The sequence below is a fragment of the Brevibacillus fluminis genome (assembly GCF_052072235.1).
GTDB classification, from domain to species: Bacteria; Bacillota; Bacilli; order Brevibacillales; family Brevibacillaceae; genus Brevibacillus_D; species Brevibacillus_D fluminis_A.
In genome coordinates this window covers 1,740,144-1,762,306 of the sequence record NZ_CM125436.1, presented here as the reverse complement: position 1 = coordinate 1,762,306, position 22,163 = coordinate 1,740,144, and the positions used below count along the sequence as shown (strand labels likewise).

Here is a 22,163-nt window from a genome sequence, read left to right as displayed (position 1 = left end):
GAGCGCACCGGATGACCACTTTTGTCGCAAATTGTAAGGCATCCGCAAGCAAAAAATAGGACAAATGAAGGGCTTACCTGTTATACGATGCGTCACGTAGTTAAGTTACAACGAAATTATCGCACCGACAATGTTCGACAAATCTGATCTCGGGAGATGTGACATGCTCACCTATTTCTTACTAGCAATCGCGGCGTCGTTCGTGGCAATCCGCTTTTTCGTCCTGTATGCGCACAAAAAGCGCTACCTTTCTGACCGCGACACCGACCAATTATTTCTTACCATGCTGAATGAGGAGAAAGAACCAGATGAAAAAGAAACTGGCCGTCCGCTTTACCGATAGCAAAAAAACGAATTACGTTTACGAGCGGCTCCTGCTTTGCCAGCATTGCGGAACGTACTCGATCCGGATGCAAGACGAATGCGAGGAATGCGGCAAAACAAGCCGCCTTACGCCGATCCAACAGGTCGCTCACGCTTGGTCACGGCGCAAAGGACAAAGCTCGCTGCTGTTTTTGGGCATTTTGCTTTGCCTTGCGATCGTCTCTGCCCAAACATTGCCTGCGCTCATCGGCAGCATCATCGGCAGCATCGTATTGTTCGGGGTGGCCTTTTCCTTGCAAAAACAACTGGCCCGCTACGAACGGTCGGTGCACTTTCGCCGTTTCCTGTACGCGGAGCGGGGAAAAATCAGGCTGGCGCTGATGCGCGAGCTTGACGAAATCGCCGTCGACATGAAAGAAGGCAATCCGAAAACCGCCTATGAAAAGCTGCGGGAGGTCAGTTATTTCCTGAACACCGATTCGATCAAACGCCGGAAAATCGCCTGCCTGAACCAGTTTGTGCTGCGCAGCGACATGGAGCTGGAGCTGGATACGCTGGTTCCTTCTTCCTATGACTACCAGTTCGTCGAGTATTTGCGCAAAGTCGCGCAGGTGAAGCGTTCCCTGATCAAAAAGAACGTGCTCGATTATGCCGTCACCTACAAAAATGAAATTTTGCGGCACGAAAACGGCGCGGAAATACTGGCAAATGTAGCCGGTGCTGCCTTGCGGATGAAAGCCTATGTGGATGACTATCACGAGTTTATCCTTGAATTTTTGGAATATCTTTCGAAAGAACGCCTGCTGCGCCTGGCAAAATTAGCCAGCACGTACCGTACGGAATGGGCTGAGCTGTATGCGCGGACGGAAGCGCTCGTTTCTGCGCGCTACTCGTTCGATCCTGATTTCAAAGGAATTTTTCAAAGGGGTTCTGCCTGATGAGCTTTTATCAAAAAACGACCTTGGTCCGCAACATCCTGCTGATCGCCTTTGCGCTCGCCTTCCTCGCCGTCGGATGGAAGCTGTTTGCAAGCGCGCGGGAAGTCAGCCTGATTCAGGAGGCCGAGGCGCTGTACAAGCAAAACAAGCTGGAGCAGGCCGTCGAGCGCTTCTCTTCCGCGCAAGCATACGATGCCATCACGTACGGCGATCCTGGGGTTCGCGAGGCGCTTGTCGCCCTCGACCAAATTCACAACCAGCTGGCTGACATCGACGCCCGGCTATCGCAAGCACATGAAGCGAAGGACTACAAAGCCTTGCTCGAGACGCATCGCAGCTACTCGGACCTGAAAGCGTCCTTTGGCCAAAAGACGCCTGCGCAAAAAGCGTATTTCCAGCAAATCAGCACGCGGCTTTCCATCGAAAAAGACATGCAGAGCGAATTTTCCCGCTACCGAGCGCAATTCGAAGCGCAGATGGCGGCCAATCTGAAAAAGGGAAGCTATCAAGATGAATCGTTTATCCCTGATCTGATCGCGATGCCGGACGACTATTTCGAAGGCGGCAAGCAAAAAGAGCTTACCGCTCTGTTCAAAAACTATGACCGGAAAAAATTCCGCGACCAAAAAGAAAACCAAAGCTTCGCGACGGTGGTCGCCAATACGGCCAAAAGCTTGCGGCTGTATCAGGAAAATCATTTTGACGCCCCTTGGCTGGTCGATGCCCTGGAGCAGTACGGCCTGCAGACGCTGTCCAGGGAGAGCGCCAACATCGAAGCGTTTATCAACGACGCGAAGCTGTACGAACAGATCAAAGATGTGCTGCCGAACGCATCTGACGTACTCGCGCTGATCGACCGGAAAATCGACGGCTTCTTCACAAAAGCCGAACAGTATGTGAAGGGGAATGCGTTCGACAAGGCGATTGAGCTGTACCAGGCGCTTGGCGCCTACAAATCGACTGCAAGCTATTTGACACAGCTGCAGGAGCGCTGGCTCGATCATGACCCGCTTCAACTTTTGCAAAAGCAGTATCCGGATAAAACGTTCAGCGATGTCGTCTCGGGGAAAGATCGATTCGGCGCGCAGCTGTATGCTGCCGGTGTAGCGGACGGAAACCAGCTGTATTACGCCGCCAAACTTGCAGACGGCGACGTGCGTTTTTGGGATGCTGCCCTTGATGACGGCACCCGGGTAAAAAAACTGTCGCTCTCCGACTCGATCGCCGAGGGCAACCAGCTCGTCTTGTTGGTAGAATCTGCTTCTCCCAATCGGAAATCTACTTATACCGGATATGCGGTTAACCCATCCTCGCTGAAAAAATCGTTCCAGCTGGAAGCGGACGGGCTGAGTGTCAAGGAGCCGGGCCTGCTGGTGTTTGAGAATCCGGTTGGCGAGGGCGAAGGCCAGACGGAGGCGCCTTACCAATTGCGCGATGACTCGCTGTCTTACATCGGGAAGCCGGCAGAGGAGCCGGCGGATTCAGGCAATGGCGAATCGGGACAAGGTACGGATGGATCAGGCGGCGAAAATGGCGACACCGGAACGAACGGTGCCGGTGAATCGGGCGGCAGCACAGATAACAGCGGGAGCAATGCCGGAACACCTGCGGATGCTTCCAAACCGGCAGATTCCACCGCAACGCCCAAGCAGCTGACAATCCAGCAAATCACCGATGTGCACGCCTCCCCCGACGCCGCTTCAGATGTCATCGGGCAAGTGACGGCAGGCGATACGCTGCAAATCGAAGAAGAGAAGAACGGCTGGTACCGAATCGGGTACAATGGTGCCGCCGGATGGATCAAACCGTAAAGGAGACGCTATGGAGCCTTATCTCGACGCCCATTTTGAAGAGGTTGATTTTCGTTCGGAAGATTTGCGTGACCGTGAAATGACGCGAACCACCTTTGTGCGCTGCCGCTTCACCGGCGCTTCTCTGGCAGAAGTCGTCACCAACAGCTGCCGCTTCATCGAATGCGATTTCCGGGGCGCACAGCTGAATGCGTCCGTCCACACGGAAACTGTGTTCGCAAATTGCCACATGCAAGAGTCAAACCTGTTTGTCGCCCAGTTTCGCCGGTGCAAAATGACGGGCAGCGACTTTACCAAAGCCCAGCTCGACGGCATCACGATCGACGAGGGGGATTGGTCGTACACGATTCTCCGGCATGCCAAGCTGACAAAGCAAGATTTACGCGGCGTTCGCTTTTATGAGGCAGACTTGTACGGAACCGAATTCGGCAAAGCAGACTTGCGCAAAGCGGACCTGACGCGCGCCCAATTGTCCAAAGCGACGTTTGAAGGGGCGGATTTGCGCGGAGCGATCCTCGACGGCATTGATTTTCGCACGGTCGAGGTAAAAGGGGCGCGGATGGATGCCGCGCAAGCGATTTCGTTTCTGCGCTCGTTCGGGGCAAAGGTTGAGTAAAAAAACCATTCGGGAGACGTGTCAAAACGTTGCGCCCGGATGGTTTTTTTCTTCATCACTTCTATTCCTGCTCTGCAAACAGCGTCTCGCCGATCGCGAGCACGCGCAGCCGCTCTTTTGGCAAAGCCGCCTTTTCCCACGCTGCAAGCAGTCGCGCCAAAGCCTCCGGTCCCGTATCGTCCGCCAGGCGATAGGCCCCATAATGCATCGGAATAAAGGTCTTTGCGCGCATGTCGAGAAACCCTTGCACCGCTTCCTCCGGCGTCATGTGCGACACACCCATAAACCATTCCGGCTCGTAGGCGCCGATCGGAACCAGCGCAATATCGATGTCAAAGCGGCTGCCGATTTCGGCAAAGCCGCGAAAATAGCCCGTGTCTCCGACGAAATAAAGCGTCTCCCCCGCCCGGCGCAGCACCCAGCCGCCCCAATGCGACGTATTCGTGTCAAACGGCGTGCGGCGCGTCCAATGCTGGGCCGGCACGAAATGCAGCTCCAGGTCTTTGTGCTGCACCGCTTCCCACCAGCTCAGCTCCGTCACATTCGCGTACCCTTTTTTGGCAAACAGCCGTTTCAGGCCAACCGGCACGAAAAAGTGCGGATTGCCTTTCAGCTGCCGCAATGTTGGAAAATCAAGATGGTCATAATGCCCATGGGAAATCACGACGATCTCAATCTCCGGCAATTCGGCGAGCGGCCAGCCCGGCTCGGTCAGCCGTTTGGCAAAACCCATCCGCCTCGCCCAGACCGGGTCTGTCAGTATGGCCAGCCCGTTCATTTGAATCAAAAAAGTCGAGTGCCCCATCCAGGTGATCGTCGTTTTCGTTCGGTTTTGCTTCACTTCACGCTGAAGCTTTTGTTCGGCGGCAGGAATCTGGACGGACAAATCCTTTTGCTTGCTCCGCCGTTCTTTCATCCACCGCCAGCCATCGAGAAAAGCGTGATTGTTTTCGATCCCGTCCATGTTGCCGTATCGTTTTCGCATCTGTTTCCTCCTGCACAAAACGCTTGCTACTGCTAAGGATACTCGCAAGTGCGCGCAGCCTGCAAGGGCGAAGCGCATCTGCCACAAACAGAGCGCACACGGCAAAAAGCTCCCCCTCATTGCCCGGGGGAGCCTTCGTTTACTCCTTGCTGGTTTTCCAATAATCGTAGGCATGAACGACAAAGCCGCTGTACGAGGCATACTTGTCCAAATGCGACGCCATCAGCTCAAGCTGGCGATTCATTTCGGCTTTGCCCTCCTCATGGAAGGAGACATAGTTGCCCTCGCGGCTCTCCTTCATCTCAACGGCGACCATCAGCGGTTTGCCGATCGACTCAGCGTAAGCCATCTTGTTTTTCACGATATCCACGATCCCGCCCGGGCCTTCGGCATGATCGCGGAAGGCCATCAGCGTCGTCTGATCCACCTGCTTGATCATCCAGTTGCTGAACGGAAGCGCGGGCTCGCCAGGCGTCGGTGTATGTTCCAGCCATACCGCCAAATCGACGCTCGTCTTCAATTCGGGTGACGCTTTTGTTTCTTGTACAAACGCACGGATGTTGCCCATCCATTGACGCAGCACAGACTCCTTGTCGCTGCGCCACATCGGCATCACATACGGCTCGATGTCCAGATGGATGCCCTGGAATCGCTCGTCTTTGTCGACGTGCGCATTGTAGTTTTTCACCCACTTGACCAAGCGCGTGATGCGCGGCCGGTTCTGTTCCAACGCCCAGATCGGATGACCGCCCATCGCCTGCACTTCGATCCCTGCCGCATGCGCCTTTTTGACGAAATTGCGGTACACGGAAAACGGTTGATCCAAATCAAGGCGGGCGTAGAGCAAATTGAGGCCATGCTCCTTGGCGAACGCGAGAATCTGATCCGGCTCGGACATGATCTGCTCCGCTTCCCAAATGTAGGTCCCTTTGATCCCTTTTGTCGGCGGCACTTCCTCAGGCGGTACTTCAACAGGCGGCATCTCCTCAGACGGGGCATCCGCTTGCTTCCAATAGCGGTAATCGTGGACAGCCGTTCCCGCAAACGAAGGATGTGCGGCCATTTCCTGCGGCAATCGGGCCAATTGACGGTTCATTTCCGCCGCGCCCGCATCGGCGTACGACGTGTGCCGCTCATTCATCTTTTTCATGTTGACCGCGATGATCGCCGGTTTTTGCCATTCATCCGCGTCGCTCATTTCCTGTTCCACCAATGACAGAATGCCGTTTGCCCCTTCAAGCTCGTTGCGATACGCCATGATTGTGACCGTATCAAACTGGCTGATCATCCATTTGCCCATCGACATGTCAGGCTGATCCGGAGCCGGGATTTCATCCAGCCAAAAAGCCAGCGCCGTGCCGATTTGCAGATCGGCATCGTCTCCCGCTTCCTTCATGAACGCTTTCACATTCGCTTGCCACTGGACAAGCACGTCTCGTTGATCGGTCTCCCATTGCTTCAGCAAATAAGGCTCGACATCCAGCTGAATGCCTTTGATCCGTTCGTCTGCATCGGCCTTTTCATTATAGCGCTTGACCCATTTCGCGAGCTGCAGCATGCGCGGCTTACCGGAAGCAAGCGCCCAGGTCGGATGGCCGCCAACCGCATGCACTTCGATCCCGTTCGCCGTCGCTTGCCGGATGAATGCGCGATAGTCGCCATCCGGCTTGTCCTGATCGATCCGCAAATAAATCAGGTTGATGTCATTTTGCTTGCAAAACGTGAGAATTTGCTTTTGTTCGTTCCCGATAAGCTCTGCCTGCCAAATCCAGGTCGCCTTGCTCTTTTTTTCAGGCGAAGAAAACCCGAACAAAAAGCACATGGCAAAACCAAGGAGGCAGAGGTAAATACGGGCAGCTTTCATTCGCTTTCCTCCTAGACCAAACGTCTCCCCCGCCTATTCGCTGGCTTGGCGCCAACTTTTGTAATCATGGACGGCATATCCGGCAAATGAGGGGGATTGGGCCAGCGCGTCCTGCAAAATCGACAGCTCCCTTTCCATTTCTGTAGTTCCCTGCTTGTGGAAGCTGACGTTATCCCCTTCCTTTGACTCCAAAATATTGACGCCGACAATGACGGACGCTTTTTTCCGGTCGTTGGCATCCGCCAGCACCCGCTGCGTGATGTCGACGATGCCGTTCGGCCCTTCCGCATAGTTGCGGTACGCCATCAACGTGATGCTGTCCAGCCGGTCGAGCATCCAGCTGCTGACCTTCTCCGATTCTCCGGGCACCTTCAGCGTATCGATCCAAAACGGCAAGTCCGCGCTTACGGTAAGCCCCGGCTCTTTTTTCGTCTCGCTGACGACGAACGCCATGTTCTCCATCCATTGCTCGATGACATCGTCCTTATGTTTTTCCCAGCGGGACAACAGGTAGGGCTCGATGTCGACGTGGATGCCCTGGAATCGCTCCGCTTCGGCCGCCCGGCTGTTATAGTCCTTCACCCAGGAAATGAAGCTGGCGATGTTTCCCTGATTGTCGGTGAGGGCCCAGTTCCGGTCGCCGCCGAGCGCATCGACCTTGATACCCGCTTGGCCCGCCGCCTTGATGAAGGAGCGGTATTGGTCCGGGGCGATCTTGTTTTGCTCGATGTGCAAATAGATCAGGTTCACTCCGTTTTCTTTGGCAAAGGCGATGACATCGTCCGCTTGGTCGGTGATGATCGTGGCGTCCCAAATCCAGGTCGCCGTGGTGACAGGCTTGTCTTTGTCAAGGGAAAATGCAACGGCAGACAGTAAGAGCAGTACGGCGAACAAAACGATCATCGTTCCTTTTATCGATCGGATCGAGCACAATCCGCTCATTGCACCTCTTGCAGTTTCTTTTTCATACGATACGCTTCCTTGTTTTGCTGCCGCTGCCGCGCGATCGCCAACGCCTGCCTTGGCACATCTTCCGTGATGGTCGAGCCTGCCGCCACATAGGCGCCCTCCCCGACCGTCACCGGAGCGATCAGGTTTACATTGCAGCCGATGAACGACTCATCCTCGATGGCCGTTCTGTGCTTTTCCACGCCGTCATCATTCACCGTTATGACGCCGCAGCCAACATTGACGCCTTGCCCTACCTCTGCGTCGCCCAGATAGGAAAGGTGAGACACCTTGGAAAATGCACCGATCCGGGTGTTTTTCAACTCCACGAAATCGCCGACGCGCGCGCCTCTGCCCACCTCGGACTGCGGACGAATGTAGGCAAACGGCCCCACCGTCGCCTCTTCGCCGATGATGCTTCCCGCAATGGTGGACTGGGTGATCTTGACGTGGCTTTCGATGTTGCAATCGGTCACATCCGCGTTCGGGCCGATCACGCACGAGCGGCCGATCCGCGTCCGTCCGCGCAAAAACGTGCCCGGATGGATCACCGTGTCCGGCTCGATCTCGACATCCGCATCGATATACGTGGACGACGGGTCGATCAGCGTGACACCGTTGCACATATGACGCTCGCAAATTCGCTTGCGCATCAGCGCTTCCATCTGAGACAGCTGCACCCGGTCATTGACGCCCGTTCCTTCGGAAGGATCATTCGTCATGAAGGCGGCGACCCGGCACCCCTGCTCTTTCAAAATGTGGAGCACATCGGGCAAATAATATTCCCCTTGCGCATTGTCGTTGCGCACCTTTGTCAGACTCTCGAACAGCTTGCGGTTATCGAAGCAAAAGATGCCGGTGCTGATCTCGCACACCTTTTTTTGCCCAAGCGTGGCGTCCTTCTCTTCCACGATGCGGTTGACATCGCCGTTTTGGTCCCGAATGACACGGCCATAGCCGGTCGGATCAGGCAGCAGCGTGGTCAAGACGGTTGCCGCCGCCTGTTTGCTTTGGTGATAGGCAAACAGGCTTTGCAGCGTTTCTTCCTTCACCAGCGGCGTGTCGCCATTGATGACGAGCGTGATGCCATCCTGTCCCTGCAGCTGATCGCGGCACATCGAGACGGCGTGGGCCGTCCCCAGCTGCTCCGGCTGAAACGCGAACTGCACGCGATCGCCGAGCTGCTCCTTGACGGCCTCCGCCCCATGGCCGACTACCACCACGATGTTTTCCAGGGAGAGCTTCTGCAGCAAATCGACGATATGCTGAATCATCGGCTTGCCGCAAACCGGATGCATCACCTTGTAGAGGCTTGATTTCATTCTGGTGCCTTTTCCTGCTGCGAGTACAATTGCATGTGTCTTCATCCCGCTACCTCCTTGCTATTCGTCCGTTTCAACTCCGCCCGGTCCATCCGCTCGATGTGCGTATGGTCTGGCTGGAGGTAGGCGCGTAGCTCGCCCGCCATTTTTTGCACGATCTCTTTCGAATCCATGTTTGCCTGGCTGCCCAACCGATAGGCACGCAGCATGATTTCATACAAAACGCGCTGGTCCATCGTTGGTTGAGAGGTATTATCCATCTGTTCCTCCTTCTTTTGCCAAAATGTTTAGCCGCCATGTACGGTATGGTGATAGCCGGGCCTCGTTCTTTTGGCAAGGCCCAGCCCGCTTGCGATTGCGTGTTCTTTCCTTTTTTCGCTATTCAACCGTCACGCTTTTGGCGAGATTGCGAGGGCGATCGACGTCATTGCCCAATGCGAGCGATGTATAATAGGCGATCAGCTGCAGCGGAACGACGCTCAAAATCGGTGTGAACAGCGGCGCGGTGCTTGGAATGAAGCAAAGCTCATCGACGGTCCGATGCAGTTCGATGTGCGAATCCGGCGTAATGCCGAGCACCTTTGCGCCCCTCGCCTTCACTTCGGTAATGTTGCTGATCATTTTTTCGTGCAGCTCTGCTTGCGTGGACAGCGCGATCACCTGTGTGCCTTCCTCAATCAGCGCAAGCGTGCCGTGCTTCAGCTCGCCTGCGGCATACGCCTCGGAATGGATGTAGGAAATTTCCTTCAGCTTGAGCGAGCCTTCGAGCGAGACGGCAAAATCGATGCCGCGTCCGATGAAAAATACGCTCTTCTCATCCTTGATCCCCTCGGCAAACGTGCGCAGGTCGTCGGCGTTCTCCAACACTTTTTCCACCTGTTCCGGCACGTTTTTCAAGTCGGCGATCAAGGCCGCATGCTCCTGCGGATCGATCGTCTGCTTCTCCTGCGCCAAATAGAGGCCAAACAGATAGAACGCCATCAGCTGCGCGGTGTACGCTTTCGTCGATGCGACTGCGATCTCGGGACCCGCAATCGTGGCAATCACATCATCCGCTTCCCGTGCGATCGTGCTGCCGACCACGTTGGTGATCGCGAGCACTTTCGAGCCCAGCCGCTTCGCTTCGCGCAGCGCGGCGAGCGTATCCGCTGTTTCTCCGGATTGGCTGACGACAATGGTCAACGTTTTGGCGGTCACCAGCGGCCGCTGATAACGAAACTCGGAGGCCACATCGACATCGACCGGGATTTGCGTCAGCCGCTCGATTGCGTATCTGCCGACAAGCCCGGCATAGTACGCTGTGCCGCAGGCGACGATGAAAATTTTGTCGATCTCCTTGAGTTCCTCCGGTGTCAAGCGCAAGCCCGGAAACGTGACCTTACCTGCAGTCTCATCAAGATGGCCCGCCATCGTGCTCTTCAGGGCGCGCGGCTGCTCGTAAATTTCCTTCAGCATGTAGTGCTGGAAGCCTTCCTTCTCGGCCTGCTCCTTGTTCCATTCCACCCGCACAAGCTCCCGCGCTTGCGGCTCATTGGTGTGGACGTCCACGACCGTCACCGAATCTTTGGTCAAAATCGCCAGGTCGCCGTCGTCGAGAATGTATACATCGCGCGTATGCTCAAGGATTGCCGGAATGTCGGAGCCGATGAAGTTTTCGCCTTGGCCGACGCCGATAATCAGCGGGCTGGCGTACCGGACCGCAATCAGCTTGTCCGGCTCATGCTCGCACATGACGCCAAGCGCAAAGGCACCGCGAATTTTGCCTACCACCTTGCGCACAGTCGACACAATGTCGCCATCATACAGGTCGGCAAGTAAATGAACGATCACTTCCGTATCCGTTTCCGAGGTGAACGTCACACCTTTGTCGATCAGCTCCTGCTTGATGTCCAAATAGTTTTCGATGATGCCGTTATGGACGATCGAAAATTTGCCTGTCTCATCGACATGTGGATGCGAGTTTTCATCAGAGGGGCGCCCATGGGTTGCCCAGCGGGTATGGCCGATGCCTGCGCTGCCCGCAAGGCTTGCCTTGCTCACCTGCTGCTCCAGCACTTCGATTCTCCCCTTTGCCTTGCAGACCGAAATTTTATCGCCATCGCTCACGGCGATTCCGGCCGAATCGTAGCCACGGTATTCCAGCTTTCTCAACCCATTGGTCAAAATGGTTTGCGCTTCCCGGAAGCCAATATATCCCATAATTCCGCACATGCTTGTATTCCTCCTTCGGTTGCCTGTCCCTGTCTTTTCCGCTTATGCCAACAGGCTGTACACTTCCTTTTCTTGCTGAATGGAAATCGGCGTACCGATCTTGTAGATGTTCGGGCTGCGAATGCCGTCGAACGCATTGCGCGTATCGATGATGCCGACGCCCAGATCGGCGAGTTCCTGATAATGGAAGCAGCGATGGTTGGTGACAAGCACCATGCAATCATATGTTTTCATCCGCTCCAAATCGTAGCTGATCGACGGAATCACGTTGCCGTGTTTGTCCCGGAAGCTTTGGGCGTACGGATCGTAAAAATCGACCGTCGCACCGCTGTGCTTGAACAATTCATAGATTTCGAGGCCCGGCGATTCGCGCAAGTCGTCGACATCCGGCTTGTAGGCCATGCCGAGAATCAAAATCTTGGAATTGTTGATCGATTTCGCCTTCACGTTCAGCACCTGTGCCGTCTTGTTCAGCACGTAATCCGGCATGTTGACATTGATCGATTGCGCGATTTCGATGAACTGGCTGTGGAAGCGAAAGCCCTTTGCCTTCCATGCCAGATACATCGGATCAAGCGGGATGCAATGTCCGCCAATGCCCGGTCCCGGATAAAACGGCATGAATCCGAACGGTTTGGTCGAAGCGGCCTTGATCACTTCCCAAATGTCGATGCCCATTTTGTCGGACATCAGCGCCATTTCGTTCATGAACGCGATGTTTACGCTGCGGAACGTGTTTTCCAAAAGCTTGGACATTTCCGCCACTTTCGGCGAGGAAACGGGAACGACGGTTTTGACCAGATTGCTGTACAAGAGCGTCCCCAGCTCCTGGCATGCTTCGGTCGTGCCGCCGATAATTTTCGGCGTATTGAAGGTGGTGAAGCGGGAATTGCCCGGATCGACGCGCTCCGGCGAGTAGCAAAGGAAGAAGTCGACGCCCACCTGATAGCCCATCGCTTCCAGCTCCCACTGGATCAATTCCTCGGTCGTCCCTGGATACGTGGTGCTCTCCAATGTAATGAGCAGCCCTTTTTTCATATAGGTCTTGATCTGGTCAACCACTTTCGTGATATAGGACGTATCCGGGTCCTGGTTTTGACTGAGCGGCGTCGGCACGCAAATGCTGATCGCATCCAGTCCCTCAATCACGGAATAATCGGCGGTCGGGATAAAGCGGTTGGTCGCATTCGCTTCCTGCAAAATTTCATCGGCGATATCTTGCACATAGGAGCGGCCCGCCTTCAATTTTTCAATTTTGCTTTGGTCGAGGTCGATCCCGACTACGGTGTATCCGCTTTTCACGATTTCCATCGCGAGCGGCAAGCCCACATACCCGAGTCCGACCACACCGATTTTAGCCGTCTTCATTTGAAAGCGCTGCTTCAGTTCTGTATATCGATCCATTCTGGTTCTCTCCTCTATGTTATGAAATTAAACGTTTGACACGGGCTTCCAGCTCTGTCGGGGAAAACGGCTTCGTGATGTAATCCGATGCCCCCATGGCAAATGATTTGCTGACGTCTTCTTCGAGCCGCTTGTCGGTCAACACGACTATTTTGCTTGCCGGTTTTGGCTCGCGGCGGATGCGCTCGATCAACTGGTAGCCATTCATGATCGGCAAGTTCAGATCGGTAATGACCAGATCAGGCGCGATTTCCTGGTACTTGGTCACCCCATCCATCCCATCGCACGCGACATGGACCTGGTATCCTTTGCGCTGCAGGTAGATGCGCAAAAATTCTGTCACGGTTTCATCGTTGTTGATCAACAGGATGCGGGCTGCTTCCTCTTGCCTTTGCTCGATGCGATGGTCATAAATGTTGATCGCCCCCAGCACGCCCGGCTCCTTGATTTCCTGGATCATGCGAATCAGCATTTCCGATGCGGTTTCCGCGCTTTCCGGAAAGCTCGCCACCAGGAGGGACCCGCCCAGCAAATTGCGCTGCAGCAAGTAATCCTTCACCAACAAGCAATGAAAATGGGTGTCGCTGAGCTTTTGTCCCTCCACGATGACGCCCAGAATGCCCTTGCTTGCGTCAAAGACATACTGCGCTACTGCCGTGGGCCGCTCCTTTTCCAGATCGAATCGCAGGCTGTCCAGCATTTCCTTGGAAAAATTTTTGCATCTGGCAAGGATGGCTCCGCATGATAACCGGTTTTCTTCACAATGGGTAAGGAACTGGTAAAAAGTTTGCACGAGACTGCTCAACGTCATTTTCCTCCTAACCTGTCATCGTTTTTTTCTCTTCCAGCTTCCAGCTGGTGCGCGTCATCGTTCCCCATGAGTTGTTGTTGCGCAAAAACTCGATATGACCAAGGAACCGCCAGATGACGCCGATTTGGCGATAGCCAAAAAACATAAGGATTGTATAGAAAAGCATTTTGACGATATCGCGCACACGCGGATAACGGCGAAATGCGATTTCTTCAAGAAGCAGCGAACCGACGCCAAGCAGCACGCCGTACAGGACATTCAGCAGCCCGTATACCAGCAAAATCTTGCTGTTCGTCATATCGAGGGCGGTATAGCCGATGAGCGCCAAGAGACCGGTAATCCGGAAGTACGGATTAAGCGTCTCAAACAAGATGTTGAACGGCAGCGTGATCATCCCGAACACTTTGTATTTGGGGCGCAGCACCATGTTTTTGCCGTACTCGATCATGTTTTTCAAATTCCCCCGGCCCCATCTGCGCCGCTGGCTGCCCAAGATTTTGAACGTGTCGGGCGCCTGGGTCCAGCACACCGCATCCGGGGCGAACGCGATCCGGTACGGCAGCTTGTTTTCCAGCATGTATTTGTGCAGCTTGATGATGATGTTCATGTCCTCGCCGGGATACCCTTCGCGGTAGCCGCCGACTTTGACCACATAGTCTTTGCGGAACACGCCGAACGCACCCGAGACGATGATCAGCCCGTTGATCGAACTCCAGCCGATCCGGCCGCCGAGAAACGCCTTGAGATACTCGACGCATTGCAGCATCGGCAGCAGCTTTTTCGGCAAGCGGATGTCGCTTACGACCCCGTCCTCGATTTTGCAGCCGTTCGCAATGCGGATGTCGCCGCCGATTGCCACCGTCTCTTCCGGATTTTCCATATACACTCTGGCGATCCGGATCAGCGCGTCTTTTTCCAGCAAGGAGTCCGCATCGATCGAGGCGATCAGCGGGTAGTGGGAAAGATTGATCCCGGCATTGAGCGAGTCCGCTTTTCCCCCGTTGTCCTTGTCGATCAGATACAGGTTCGGGTAGGCGGGGTTGTGGTAAATCCCTCTCACCTTTGATGTCGACAGCACGCGGTTGATCGGCAAATGCTTGGCCGTGGTCAGTTCAAACTGATCGATCAACACTTGCAGCGTGTCGTCCTTCGAACCGTCGTTGACCACAATCACCTCATACCGTGGATAATTCAGGGACAGAAGGGAACGCACATTTTCGATGATCGTCAGCTCCTCGTTGTAGGCCGGAACCAGAATCGAGATCGGCGGCACGTACTCGGAGCCGGACAGCTTCTGGAAGCGCGAATAGACCGAGCTTTTCAAAATCGACATGATGTTCTTGAACGAACACAGCATGATGAAAAAATACATGGAATTGATCGCAATGACGTAGTAGATGGCAAAAATGCCGTAGTACAGCAGAAACTCCCTCATGTCTTCCTCCTTCCTGCTACATTTCCAGCGCGTGCATCGCAGCTGTCTTTTGCTGATTCAGCTTTTGATACACATGCAGTTTGTGATTGTAATCGAGTTGCACGTCCAGATTAGACTGCATCGATTCGCCTTTTTCCAGCTCTTCCTGAATGACGTGATAGGCCATTTCCAGCTTGCCTGATTCGTTGTTTTCCTGCAAAATTTCGCACAGCGCCACAAAACCATCGACATGAAGCTGGGCCAAACTATGCGCGCTGTTGCGGCAGACCCACCAGTTGGAATCGCCGACCGCTTTTTTCAGCAATGGAATGTAGCCTTGCAGGCCCAAGTCGCCGATCGCTTTCGCGCAAATCGCCCGGACTTCCCAATCAGCGTGACTCATGAAACGGTTGATCCGCTCTTTGGTCAGGAAGCGGCTGTCCCGGCAGAGCAGCTTGATCGCCTTGATTCTCACTTCCTTGTCCGTCGAGCGGCTCAAGCTGGCGAGCGGCCCTTCCATGCCTGGTTCTGCGTGGAAGGCAAGACCGACCAGCGCGATTTTGACCAATTCCTGGTCCTGTTCTTTCAACAACGAGATCAACAGCGGGATGAAATCGACCTGCGACTCGCTCAAAATATCCGCGATGAGCTGATGAAAGCTTTTTTGATAGCCGCTCATCAGCTTCACCAGCTCGCGCAGCGTACCCTCGTCCTGCGCGCATTTGGCAATGGCTCGGGCGATAATGAAGATGCTCGGATCGTAGCTGCTCCGTCGAAGCAGCCCGAGCAGCTCGGGTACGGCCTGTGGTGACCGCATCGTGCCGAGATTGTAGGCCGCATCGATGCGCGTCCATTTGCGCCAGCTGCGCAGCCTTTGCAAATCATGCTCCACCAGTCCCAAGTCCTGGCACAGCATGATCAGTTTTTCGCGGTGCGCGCCGTTGAAGCGCTCGATCAATTCAAACAGCTTCTTCTGGATGATCCGCCGCTCGGCAAGCGTAACCGTGCCGGGCGGCAGCTGCAGCCGCTCTTCCTCCTCGATGTAAGCCTGTACGTACTGGAAATAGTCTTGATGGGTCTTTAAGCAGCGCGCCGTCCGCTTTTCTTCTGCAACATGCCGCAGCTTGATCGCAAACAGCACAATCAGCCCAATGACCGTTATTCCCGTAAGCGCGTAGATGAAGGTAATTGCTGTCGCCAAATGTGTCTCCACGAAAATCTCCTCTCCTATCCACACATGGTTTCTATTTTTTTGCCTGCTGCGGGCTTATCTCGCCAAACGCCTTTTGCATGATGTCATAGCTTTGCTTTTTCCGCTCGACATAGTGGACTTGCTCCCATGGCTGCCATGTGTAGCGCGGCAGTTTGGATACCGGAACCACCGTCGTGTCCGGCCCCAGCCCGACCACGCTTTTGCCTTTTCGCTCGACGATCCATGGCAGCAGGCGGATGCCTTTGGTCGTTTCGGTGCGGAATGTTTTCCCCGCATCCTGGTAGCTCATCACCTGCAAAGAGCTTGGGTCCGTGAATCCGAGCAGCATCCACGGTATACGTATTTCCACCGTGTCCCCTTTCGCCTGCCATGCGGTCAGCGAATTGTAAGCCGGATCGTGCGGATTGGACGTGCCTCTCACCAGCTGCCCCGCGTTCACCGCTTCCAACGGATGGTATGCCTTGCTGTCAGGCGGCTCCATTTCCAAACCGACCGCCAGCTTCCACGGATTGAAGATGCCCGAATTATCTTGCTGCTCTTGCGGCGGAACCTGCAGCATGCCGTATCGTTTTCCATAGAGTCGGGTGAAGAAATCGTAATTGGAGGCAATGCGCACGCTGCTCTCCTTGTCGCTGCCCAGCTCGATCAAGGTGTCCAAGCCTTCGTCAAGCGTGTGCCCGCCCAGTTCAGCAGCATGGCGATTTCCGCCCGGCAGCGTGTCGACCCCCAGATACAGCGTCTCGGCTGCAGGGGTAAACGCATGGTCCAGCTTCGTCATGACGTAGACGTACCCTTCGTCATGGGTCATCCACATTTCTTTGACACCTGGCATCTGGATCGCGAGCCGCTGCTTCTCTTCCGGCTTGAGCTTGTCCCAATCACGGACATCGCCGTCGATCGCCAGCGCATCTTCTTTGCCCGGATACATCCCGAGGACGCCGAACACCGATTCATTGGTCAGCACATTGATCCAGAACGCCCGGCGGTCTTCCGGCAGCTCATATTTCATCGTGTTCCACGTTTTTTTGAACCATTCGTCCTGCCACACAAACAGGATGGCGCCCGCATATCCTTCCTCATGAATCTCTTTGAGCAGGTCGGCGTCGATTTGCCCCTGTTCTTTTTCGGAATGTCCGCCTTGGTCGCGGCCCAGATTGCCCAAATGCGCCGTTCCCCAGGAAGCCGGCACCCCGAACTCGGTGACCATGACCGGCATGTTTTTGTGATACGCCTTGAGCTTTTGCAAATACGCCTTGTACGTATCGATTTGGCCATTCTTGTTTTTCACCGTCTGCAGCGTCTTGTCATACCGGAAAAAATCCGGATAGTACGGATAGACGTGGTAGGAGGCAAAGAAACCCGCCTGCCAATTCGTCGCCTGAATGTGCGTCGGATCAACGCTGACCAAATCTTCCTGCAAAATCGGCTCACCGGGATGTGACAACGGATCGGTCGTCACCCAGTTGGTAAAGGTCATCGGATGCTGCCAGCCATACTGGCTTTCTTGCGTCGCCACATCGTCCACCATCTCGGCCAACCACTTTTCAAAAGGGGTCGCCTGTTTCGTCCCTTGGAAATGCGTGCCTGGCGGAAGCGCGTCTTTCTGGTGCAGCTTGTTTGTCTTTTGCACCATCACCGGGTCCCATTCCGTTCCGGTATGCCAGCCGAGCAGGTACGGTCCCGCATTGGCGCGATAGGTCCCGCTCGCCTTCCCCGGTTTTGCCGGGATGGTGATTTTGCCGTACACCGCGCCGACCGCATCCGCGATCTCTTGATGAAACTCCTGGCGAATCTCCGGCAGATATGCATCTTTTTTCTCGGCGAGCTTTTCTTCCGGGCTCCAGATCCCTTGCATGAAATACAAGGGTTCGCCCTGTTTCTTTCGATTGAACTCTACCAATGCTTCATAGAAAACCGGCGAATGGATCGTGTAGATGCGGATCACGTTGACCCCCATCTCATCCATCATGGCAAACCACCGCAAATAGTCCTCTTTGGTCATCGGCAGCTCACCTGGGTAATGCCCCGGCAGCGACGCGCCGAGGTTCATGCCCTTCGCAAAGAAAGGCTGCCATGTTTGGTTTTGATAGATTTCGATTTGATCTCCCTGCGTGCGAAACTTCAGCTTGACGCCATCGGTCGTCTGCATGCTTTCAACTGGCGGCGGCTGCCAGTACCAGGTAAGAAAACCCGCGCCTGCCACAACAGCGGCGAGCAAGCTCATCCAGCCAAGCCGCCTCTTATTCCGTGCCAAAACTCATTCGACCTCCTATTCGTTCACGCCGCGATTGCATCTCAATATGGTGAAATGATGGGGAAAACGCATTCCACGCACCATTTGTCAGTTTTTGTAAAATGCAGCCAGCTTTGTTGCCATTATATAATCCCGAAACAGCTTGTTCCCATAGACCCATGTCCCCATATATGATCATCATCGATATTCATCAAAAATTAATGTTTTTTGACAGAAGGATAAATTTGTCAATCTATTCAGGAAAAAAGTCTGCAACCTCATCCGACTATTTTCCCGTATCGAAAAGGTTGCAGAGAATGCGTAGGAAATCGGATCAGTTTTCCGCTGGTAATGGATGGGGGGAAAGTGAGAGGTTGCAACTAATTTGCGCAGGCGAAGGATGAAAATTGGTAGGTTGCAACTAATTGCGATCGACGGAATTGTGCGAAAACATCACGGAAACTTTACGGTTTTAACCCTTTCTAAGCAGAATCGGGCGCCAATAGTGAGAAAACCTGGCTACGCCATGCTTTTGGCTTAAGCCGCGGTTGCACTTCTAACAAAAAAAGCATGCTGCCTCACCCGTTTTCGGGGAGTCAACATGCTCATTTCGGTTGTAAGCTGTCGTCGATCCATGCAGTCAGCCCGTTATTGAAACAGCATCATCAGCCACGGGGCCACACATAGTGTGACGAAGGCGGTCACCATCATCGCGATCCCGGCGACGGAGCCGGAGACGCCATCATATTCCAGCGCCTTGCTGATCCCCGCCGAGTGGGCGCTGGTGCCGAACAAAACCCCTCGGGCGATCGGGCTGTGAATCCGGAACCATTTGACGATCAAAGGGCCGATGATCATGCCGAGCAATCCGGTCACCAAGGTGGCAACCGCCGTGATCGTCGGCACGCCGCCAATGATTTTGGAGATGGAAATCGCGATCGGCGTTGTGGCCGAACGCGGCGCAAGGCTGTCCATGATCGCATTCGTCAAGCCGAACAGATGAGCGAGACCCGCCGAGGTGATGATCGCCGCGATCGCGCCGCAGCCGACGCTGATCAAAATGGCGCTCGCATTCTTTTTCATCACGTCAAAATGTTTGTACAAGGTGACGGCCAGCGCGATTGTGGCAGGCTCGATCATATCGCTCAACCATTTCGCCCCTTGGTTGTACGTATCAAATGAAACGCCGGACAGCTCGATCGCCGCAATGATGATGATTGGCGTCACGAGCAGCGGCGTGAGATAAATTTGGGGGAATGCCCGGTACAATCGTTTTGCCGCGACGTACACCGCAATCGTGCAAAACAGCCAGAATAAGGCGCTCATCATGTCGTCATCCTTTCTTTGCGCCGGGTGATCATTTGACCGATCAAACCGGAACACAGCATCACGACGATTGTGCTGCAAATGATGGTAAGCGCAATCGACAGGCCGCTTTTCATCACCAAGCTTTTGTAATTGACGATGCCGACTGTCGCCGGGATAAAAAACAACAGCATCTCGGAGAGCAGCCATTTGGAGCCCGTTTCGATCCAATCCAGCCGGATGACCTTCAGCTTCAGCAGCGCAAACAGCGCGCAAATTCCCAGGATGGCGCCCGGAATGGGCAGATGCAGCCAAGCCACCACCGCATCCGCCAGCCTGGCGATGACGATGAAGAAAATCACTTGGCCAATCAGTTTCAGTATTCGCTTCATTTTGTTTGTCGTCTCCTCTCCCTACGATTAGTATAGGGAAACTCTTTTCATAAATGAAATGAATTTATCGCATGGTTTTCATTCCATATGTCTATAATGACGACCTTCTCTCGGGCGCAAGTCGCAGCCTTCCCCATCAAGAGTCTGGCAGTCGATCATCCCCCGGGCCAGTTAAAATCTGCCAGCCCATCCTGAGCGCTTGTGCTTTGGCGCTCCTTTGCCCATCGTGCGGTTGCCGCGAATCGTCTCAGATAGGCGTTCAGACAAAAACCCCAGTCCCGCACGCACTGCGTGTTCGAGACCGGGTTTTTTTGGGTACCTCAACGGGTGCACCGCAGATTCACATCAGCACCCGCTTCAATCAGGAAACGCACGGTTTCGATATGGCTGCCATGTGCCGCGAGCAGGACAGGCGTGCGCCCTGCCGCATCACGTACATTGATGGCAGCTCCTCGTGCGAGCAAATCTTGAACGACGCTTGTCTCCCCATTTTTTGCAGCCAGCAAGAGAGTGTGAGCCATCCTCAGTTCCTCCCTGCACGATGGACCTGTTTCCATCCTATTATAATAGAAGACATCGCTTCCAACTGGGTCATTTTGTAAAAAAAACTCCGCCCTACTCTCTTCCGAGGCCATAGGGGGAGCGCTTTGCCGTCACTCTTTTTTGTCATCCCATTTATTCTGATTCGTCTCGATCGGGTCCACAACGTCGGGTTTTCTCGCATAGGCCTTGTTGGTGACCCATATGCTGATCCACACGATGAAGGCACACATGACGACCATGACGATAATAAATCCGCTACCCATACACAATCCTCCAGACATTGGCATTCTCTACCCTCAGCTGCCGTCCCACCTACCAACGACACGCCCCATCCTGATTATAGGGTGAAAGAAAAGGGAGAAAACCATCCACTTTTTCGTTATTTTACCCATCCACTTCGTTACAATCGCCATTGCCGCCTTCAATCTGTCACACCTTTTGCCGTTTTCCACTGTTTGTAGGCAGCAGGCAAGCAGATGGCACAAGGTCGATACCCTGCCGCAATCGCCGTCTGCTCATCCGCAAAAAACACGCGATGCTTCACATAGCCGCCACGGGCGATTCACGCAGTGCGGAAGGGCAGTCCAAACGTCCATACAGCTTGCGTGGCTTATACCCGCCGAGCGTTCCGGGCGTTTTGCTTTGATACAAAAGCCCGTCCGCCCCTAGCAGCGTGAAGGTTTTGCCGCTGCCGTCACACGGTCTGTGCGGCATGCACATTGGCAAACCAGCCGATCAGGCGGAAATTGATCTCTTCCTCAGCCAAGCCTTCAAACAGGTCGGCCTCCGTCACCATGTCGTACAATCGTTCCATCGGCTCCCGACCGTCCGCCTTTTTCGCCTTCGCGTCGGTTTTCAGCAGGTGCCATGTGTTGATGACAAAATCGCGCCGATCCACTTCCTGCTTGCGGAAAAAGTCTGCCAGTTTTTCGACATCGGTAATGAATGCCGCGCCGAATCGGCCTTCGGCATCGCCGCGAAGAAGTGCGATCTCCGCTTCGTACATCGGATACAGCTTTTCTTTGCTCTTGCCGATCCATGGTGTTTCCAAAATGAGCGGCAGATGGCGGATTTTTTCATGGTGCACGATCCGGTTCATCGCGTCAAAGCCGATCATGCCGGCTCCCACCGGAGCGTGGCGGTCTTTCCCTGTACCGATGAGGCTCTTGCTGTCGTTTAAGTGGACAACAGCGAGCCGGTCCAACCCGACGATGCGATCGAACTGCTCCAGCACGCCGTCGAAATTATTGACGACGTCGTAGCCGGCATCATGAATATGGCACGTATCCATGCAGACGGAAAGCCTGTGATTCGCTTCGACCTTGTCGATGATCGCGGCGATTTCCTCAAAACTGCGGCCTACCTCGGTCCCTTTGCCGGCCATCGTTTCCAGCGCAATGTTGACGTCATGATCCTGGACACCGTTCAATACCTCGTTCAGCCCTGCTGCGATCCGCTTGATCCCGTATTCCGCATCCATTTCCGTATAGGCGCCGGGATGGAGCACGATGTTTTTCGCGCCTCCGATGTAAGCGGTCCGCCGGATTTCTTCTTGCAAAAATTGCACCGCGAATTCGAAATTGTCATCTTTAAAGGTGCCCAGATTGATGATGTAAGGCGCATGGACAACGATTTCCCCGATGCCTTGCTCCTCCATGATCGCTTTGCCTTGTTCGATATAGTGCTCCTCAATCGGTTTGCGGCGCGTGTTTTGCGGTGCGCCCGTATAGATCATGAACGTGCTTGAGCCGTACGCGACCGCTTCTTCCGCGGCATTCAGCAGCCCTTTGCCGGAAAAAGACACATGTGATCCGATTCTCAACATGACA

General features: G+C 54.5%; 21 protein-coding genes. 4 read left to right on the top strand and 17 right to left on the bottom strand.

Features of this window, described 5'->3' with window-relative positions; all coding sequences use genetic code 11:
* Nucleotides 1-163: 163 nt before the first annotated feature.
* Genes ACTID9_RS08860 through ACTID9_RS08845 form a run of 4 tightly spaced genes read left to right on the top strand, consistent with a single transcriptional unit; the run spans nt 164 to nt 3,689 of the window.
* On the top strand, nt 164-343 hold the full coding sequence (locus ACTID9_RS08860) for a hypothetical protein (protein WP_441070836.1): 180 nt from the start codon (nt 164-166) through the stop codon (nt 341-343).
* Nucleotides 309-1,262: a hypothetical protein gene (locus tag ACTID9_RS08855; protein ID WP_441070835.1), complete on the top strand. Its 954-nt coding sequence runs from the start codon at nt 309-311 to the stop codon at nt 1,260-1,262. The genes ACTID9_RS08860 and ACTID9_RS08855 overlap by 35 nt, the downstream gene beginning before the upstream one ends.
* Nucleotides 1,262-3,073, top strand: a complete 1,812-nt coding sequence (locus ACTID9_RS08850; RefSeq protein ID WP_441070834.1) for an SH3 domain-containing protein — start codon at nt 1,262-1,264, stop codon at nt 3,071-3,073. Before ACTID9_RS08855 ends, ACTID9_RS08850 begins: the two co-directional genes overlap by 1 nt.
* 10 nt (nt 3,074-3,083) lie before the next feature.
* A complete protein-coding gene (locus ACTID9_RS08845) occupies nt 3,084-3,689 on the top strand; it encodes a pentapeptide repeat-containing protein (RefSeq protein ID WP_441070833.1) in 606 nt (201 codons plus the stop codon).
* Between the two features lie 61 nt (nt 3,690-3,750).
* On the opposite strand, the gene ACTID9_RS08840 is transcribed toward ACTID9_RS08845, so the two are convergent.
* The 17 genes from ACTID9_RS08840 to ACTID9_RS08760 all read right to left on the bottom strand — a co-directional run bounded on the left by ACTID9_RS08840 (nt 3,751) and on the right by ACTID9_RS08760 (nt 22,159).
* Nucleotides 3,751-4,674, bottom strand: a complete 924-nt coding sequence (locus tag ACTID9_RS08840) for an MBL fold metallo-hydrolase (protein ID WP_441070832.1) — start codon at nt 4,672-4,674, stop codon at nt 3,751-3,753.
* Nucleotides 4,675-4,813: 139 nt separating this feature from the next.
* The gene (locus ACTID9_RS08835) at nt 4,814-6,538 is read right to left on the bottom strand and encodes a hypothetical protein (protein ID WP_441070831.1); all 1,725 of its coding nucleotides are present in this window, start codon (nt 6,536-6,538) and stop codon (nt 4,814-4,816) included.
* 33 nt (nt 6,539-6,571) lie between these two features.
* On the bottom strand, nt 6,572-7,480 hold the full coding sequence (locus ACTID9_RS08830) for a hypothetical protein (protein WP_441070830.1): 909 nt from the start codon (nt 7,478-7,480) through the stop codon (nt 6,572-6,574).
* Nucleotides 7,477-8,853: a bifunctional UDP-N-acetylglucosamine diphosphorylase/glucosamine-1-phosphate N-acetyltransferase GlmU gene (gene glmU / locus ACTID9_RS08825; RefSeq protein ID WP_441070829.1), complete on the bottom strand. Its 1,377-nt coding sequence runs from the start codon at nt 8,851-8,853 to the stop codon at nt 7,477-7,479. The genes ACTID9_RS08830 and glmU overlap by 4 nt, the downstream gene beginning before the upstream one ends.
* Nucleotides 8,850-9,068 carry a hypothetical protein gene (locus ACTID9_RS08820; RefSeq protein WP_441070828.1) on the bottom strand — a complete coding sequence of 73 codons (219 nt, stop codon included), beginning with the start codon at nt 9,066-9,068 and terminating at the stop codon, nt 8,850-8,852. Before ACTID9_RS08820 ends, glmU begins: the two co-directional genes overlap by 4 nt.
* Before the next feature lie 118 nt (nt 9,069-9,186).
* Nucleotides 9,187-11,019 carry a glutamine--fructose-6-phosphate transaminase (isomerizing) gene (glmS, locus tag ACTID9_RS08815; protein WP_441070827.1) on the bottom strand — a complete coding sequence of 611 codons (1,833 nt, stop codon included), beginning with the start codon at nt 11,017-11,019 and terminating at the stop codon, nt 9,187-9,189.
* 42 nt (nt 11,020-11,061) lie between these two features.
* Entirely contained in the window at nt 11,062-12,423 is a 1,362-nt protein-coding gene (locus ACTID9_RS08810; RefSeq protein ID WP_441070826.1) for a nucleotide sugar dehydrogenase, read from the bottom strand.
* Nucleotides 12,424-12,442: 19 nt separating this feature from the next.
* Entirely contained in the window at nt 12,443-13,234 is a 792-nt protein-coding gene (locus tag ACTID9_RS08805; protein WP_441070825.1) for a response regulator transcription factor, read from the bottom strand.
* Between the two features lie 7 nt (nt 13,235-13,241).
* Entirely contained in the window at nt 13,242-14,669 is a 1,428-nt protein-coding gene (locus ACTID9_RS08800) for a glycosyltransferase (protein WP_441070824.1), read from the bottom strand.
* Between the two features lie 16 nt (nt 14,670-14,685).
* The gene (locus tag ACTID9_RS08795) at nt 14,686-15,861 is read right to left on the bottom strand and encodes a HEAT repeat domain-containing protein (RefSeq protein ID WP_441070823.1); all 1,176 of its coding nucleotides are present in this window, start codon (nt 15,859-15,861) and stop codon (nt 14,686-14,688) included.
* Nucleotides 15,862-15,892: 31 nt separating this feature from the next.
* Entirely contained in the window at nt 15,893-18,085 is a 2,193-nt protein-coding gene (locus tag ACTID9_RS08790) for a hypothetical protein (protein WP_441072507.1), read from the bottom strand.
* A gap of 657 nt (nt 18,086-18,742) precedes the next feature.
* Nucleotides 18,743-19,423 (bottom strand): LrgB family protein, encoded by a 681-nt coding sequence (locus ACTID9_RS08785; protein WP_441070822.1) that lies wholly within the window; start codon nt 19,421-19,423, stop codon nt 18,743-18,745.
* Nucleotides 19,420-19,791, bottom strand: a complete 372-nt coding sequence (locus ACTID9_RS08780) for a CidA/LrgA family holin-like protein (protein WP_441070821.1) — start codon at nt 19,789-19,791, stop codon at nt 19,420-19,422. The genes ACTID9_RS08785 and ACTID9_RS08780 overlap by 4 nt, the downstream gene beginning before the upstream one ends.
* A 320-nt stretch (nt 19,792-20,111) precedes the next feature.
* Nucleotides 20,112-20,312 carry an ankyrin repeat domain-containing protein gene (locus ACTID9_RS08775; protein WP_441070820.1) on the bottom strand — a complete coding sequence of 67 codons (201 nt, stop codon included), beginning with the start codon at nt 20,310-20,312 and terminating at the stop codon, nt 20,112-20,114.
* Between the two features lie 132 nt (nt 20,313-20,444).
* On the bottom strand, nt 20,445-20,597 hold the full coding sequence (locus ACTID9_RS08770) for a hypothetical protein (protein ID WP_441070819.1): 153 nt from the start codon (nt 20,595-20,597) through the stop codon (nt 20,445-20,447).
* A 158-nt stretch (nt 20,598-20,755) separates the two neighbouring features.
* Nucleotides 20,756-20,878: an Ada metal-binding domain-containing protein gene (locus ACTID9_RS08765; protein WP_441070818.1), complete on the bottom strand. Its 123-nt coding sequence runs from the start codon at nt 20,876-20,878 to the stop codon at nt 20,756-20,758.
* A gap of 150 nt (nt 20,879-21,028) precedes the next feature.
* Nucleotides 21,029-22,159 (bottom strand): deoxyribonuclease IV, encoded by a 1,131-nt coding sequence (locus ACTID9_RS08760; protein WP_441070817.1) that lies wholly within the window; start codon nt 22,157-22,159, stop codon nt 21,029-21,031.
* Nucleotides 22,160-22,163: the final 4 nt, after the last annotated feature.

Bases quoted from the DNA above. Each gene is read 5' to 3' on its own strand.
- ACTID9_RS08770 (WP_441070819.1), bottom strand. From the start codon at position 20,597: ATGGGTAGCGGATTTATTATCGTCATGGTCGTCATGTGTGCCTTCATC.
- ACTID9_RS08850 (WP_441070834.1), top strand. From the start codon at position 1,262: ATGAGCTTTTATCAAAAAACGACCTTGGTCCGCAACATCCTGCTGATC.
- ACTID9_RS08860 (WP_441070836.1), top strand. From the start codon at position 164: ATGCTCACCTATTTCTTACTAGCAATCGCGGCGTCGTTCGTGGCAATC.
- ACTID9_RS08790 (WP_441072507.1), bottom strand. From the start codon at position 18,085: ATGAGCTTGCTCGCCGCTGTTGTGGCAGGCGCGGGTTTTCTTACCTGG.
- ACTID9_RS08835 (WP_441070831.1), bottom strand. From the start codon at position 6,538: ATGAAAGCTGCCCGTATTTACCTCTGCCTCCTTGGTTTTGCCATGTGC.
- ACTID9_RS08775 (WP_441070820.1), bottom strand. From the start codon at position 20,312: ATGGCTCACACTCTCTTGCTGGCTGCAAAAAATGGGGAGACAAGCGTC.
- glmU (WP_441070829.1), bottom strand. From the start codon at position 8,853: ATGAAGACACATGCAATTGTACTCGCAGCAGGAAAAGGCACCAGAATG.
- ACTID9_RS08760 (WP_441070817.1), bottom strand. From the start codon at position 22,159: ATGTTGAGAATCGGATCACATGTGTCTTTTTCCGGCAAAGGGCTGCTG.
- ACTID9_RS08800 (WP_441070824.1), bottom strand. From the start codon at position 14,669: ATGAGGGAGTTTCTGCTGTACTACGGCATTTTTGCCATCTACTACGTC.
- ACTID9_RS08810 (WP_441070826.1), bottom strand. From the start codon at position 12,423: ATGGATCGATATACAGAACTGAAGCAGCGCTTTCAAATGAAGACGGCT.
- ACTID9_RS08855 (WP_441070835.1), top strand. From the start codon at position 309: ATGAAAAAGAAACTGGCCGTCCGCTTTACCGATAGCAAAAAAACGAAT.
- ACTID9_RS08840 (WP_441070832.1), bottom strand. From the start codon at position 4,674: ATGCGAAAACGATACGGCAACATGGACGGGATCGAAAACAATCACGCT.
- ACTID9_RS08845 (WP_441070833.1), top strand. From the start codon at position 3,084: ATGGAGCCTTATCTCGACGCCCATTTTGAAGAGGTTGATTTTCGTTCG.
- ACTID9_RS08785 (WP_441070822.1), bottom strand. From the start codon at position 19,423: ATGATGAGCGCCTTATTCTGGCTGTTTTGCACGATTGCGGTGTACGTC.
- ACTID9_RS08820 (WP_441070828.1), bottom strand. From the start codon at position 9,068: ATGGATAATACCTCTCAACCAACGATGGACCAGCGCGTTTTGTATGAA.
- ACTID9_RS08805 (WP_441070825.1), bottom strand. From the start codon at position 13,234: ATGACGTTGAGCAGTCTCGTGCAAACTTTTTACCAGTTCCTTACCCAT.
- glmS (WP_441070827.1), bottom strand. From the start codon at position 11,019: ATGTGCGGAATTATGGGATATATTGGCTTCCGGGAAGCGCAAACCATT.
- ACTID9_RS08780 (WP_441070821.1), bottom strand. From the start codon at position 19,791: ATGAAGCGAATACTGAAACTGATTGGCCAAGTGATTTTCTTCATCGTC.
- ACTID9_RS08830 (WP_441070830.1), bottom strand. From the start codon at position 7,480: ATGAGCGGATTGTGCTCGATCCGATCGATAAAAGGAACGATGATCGTT.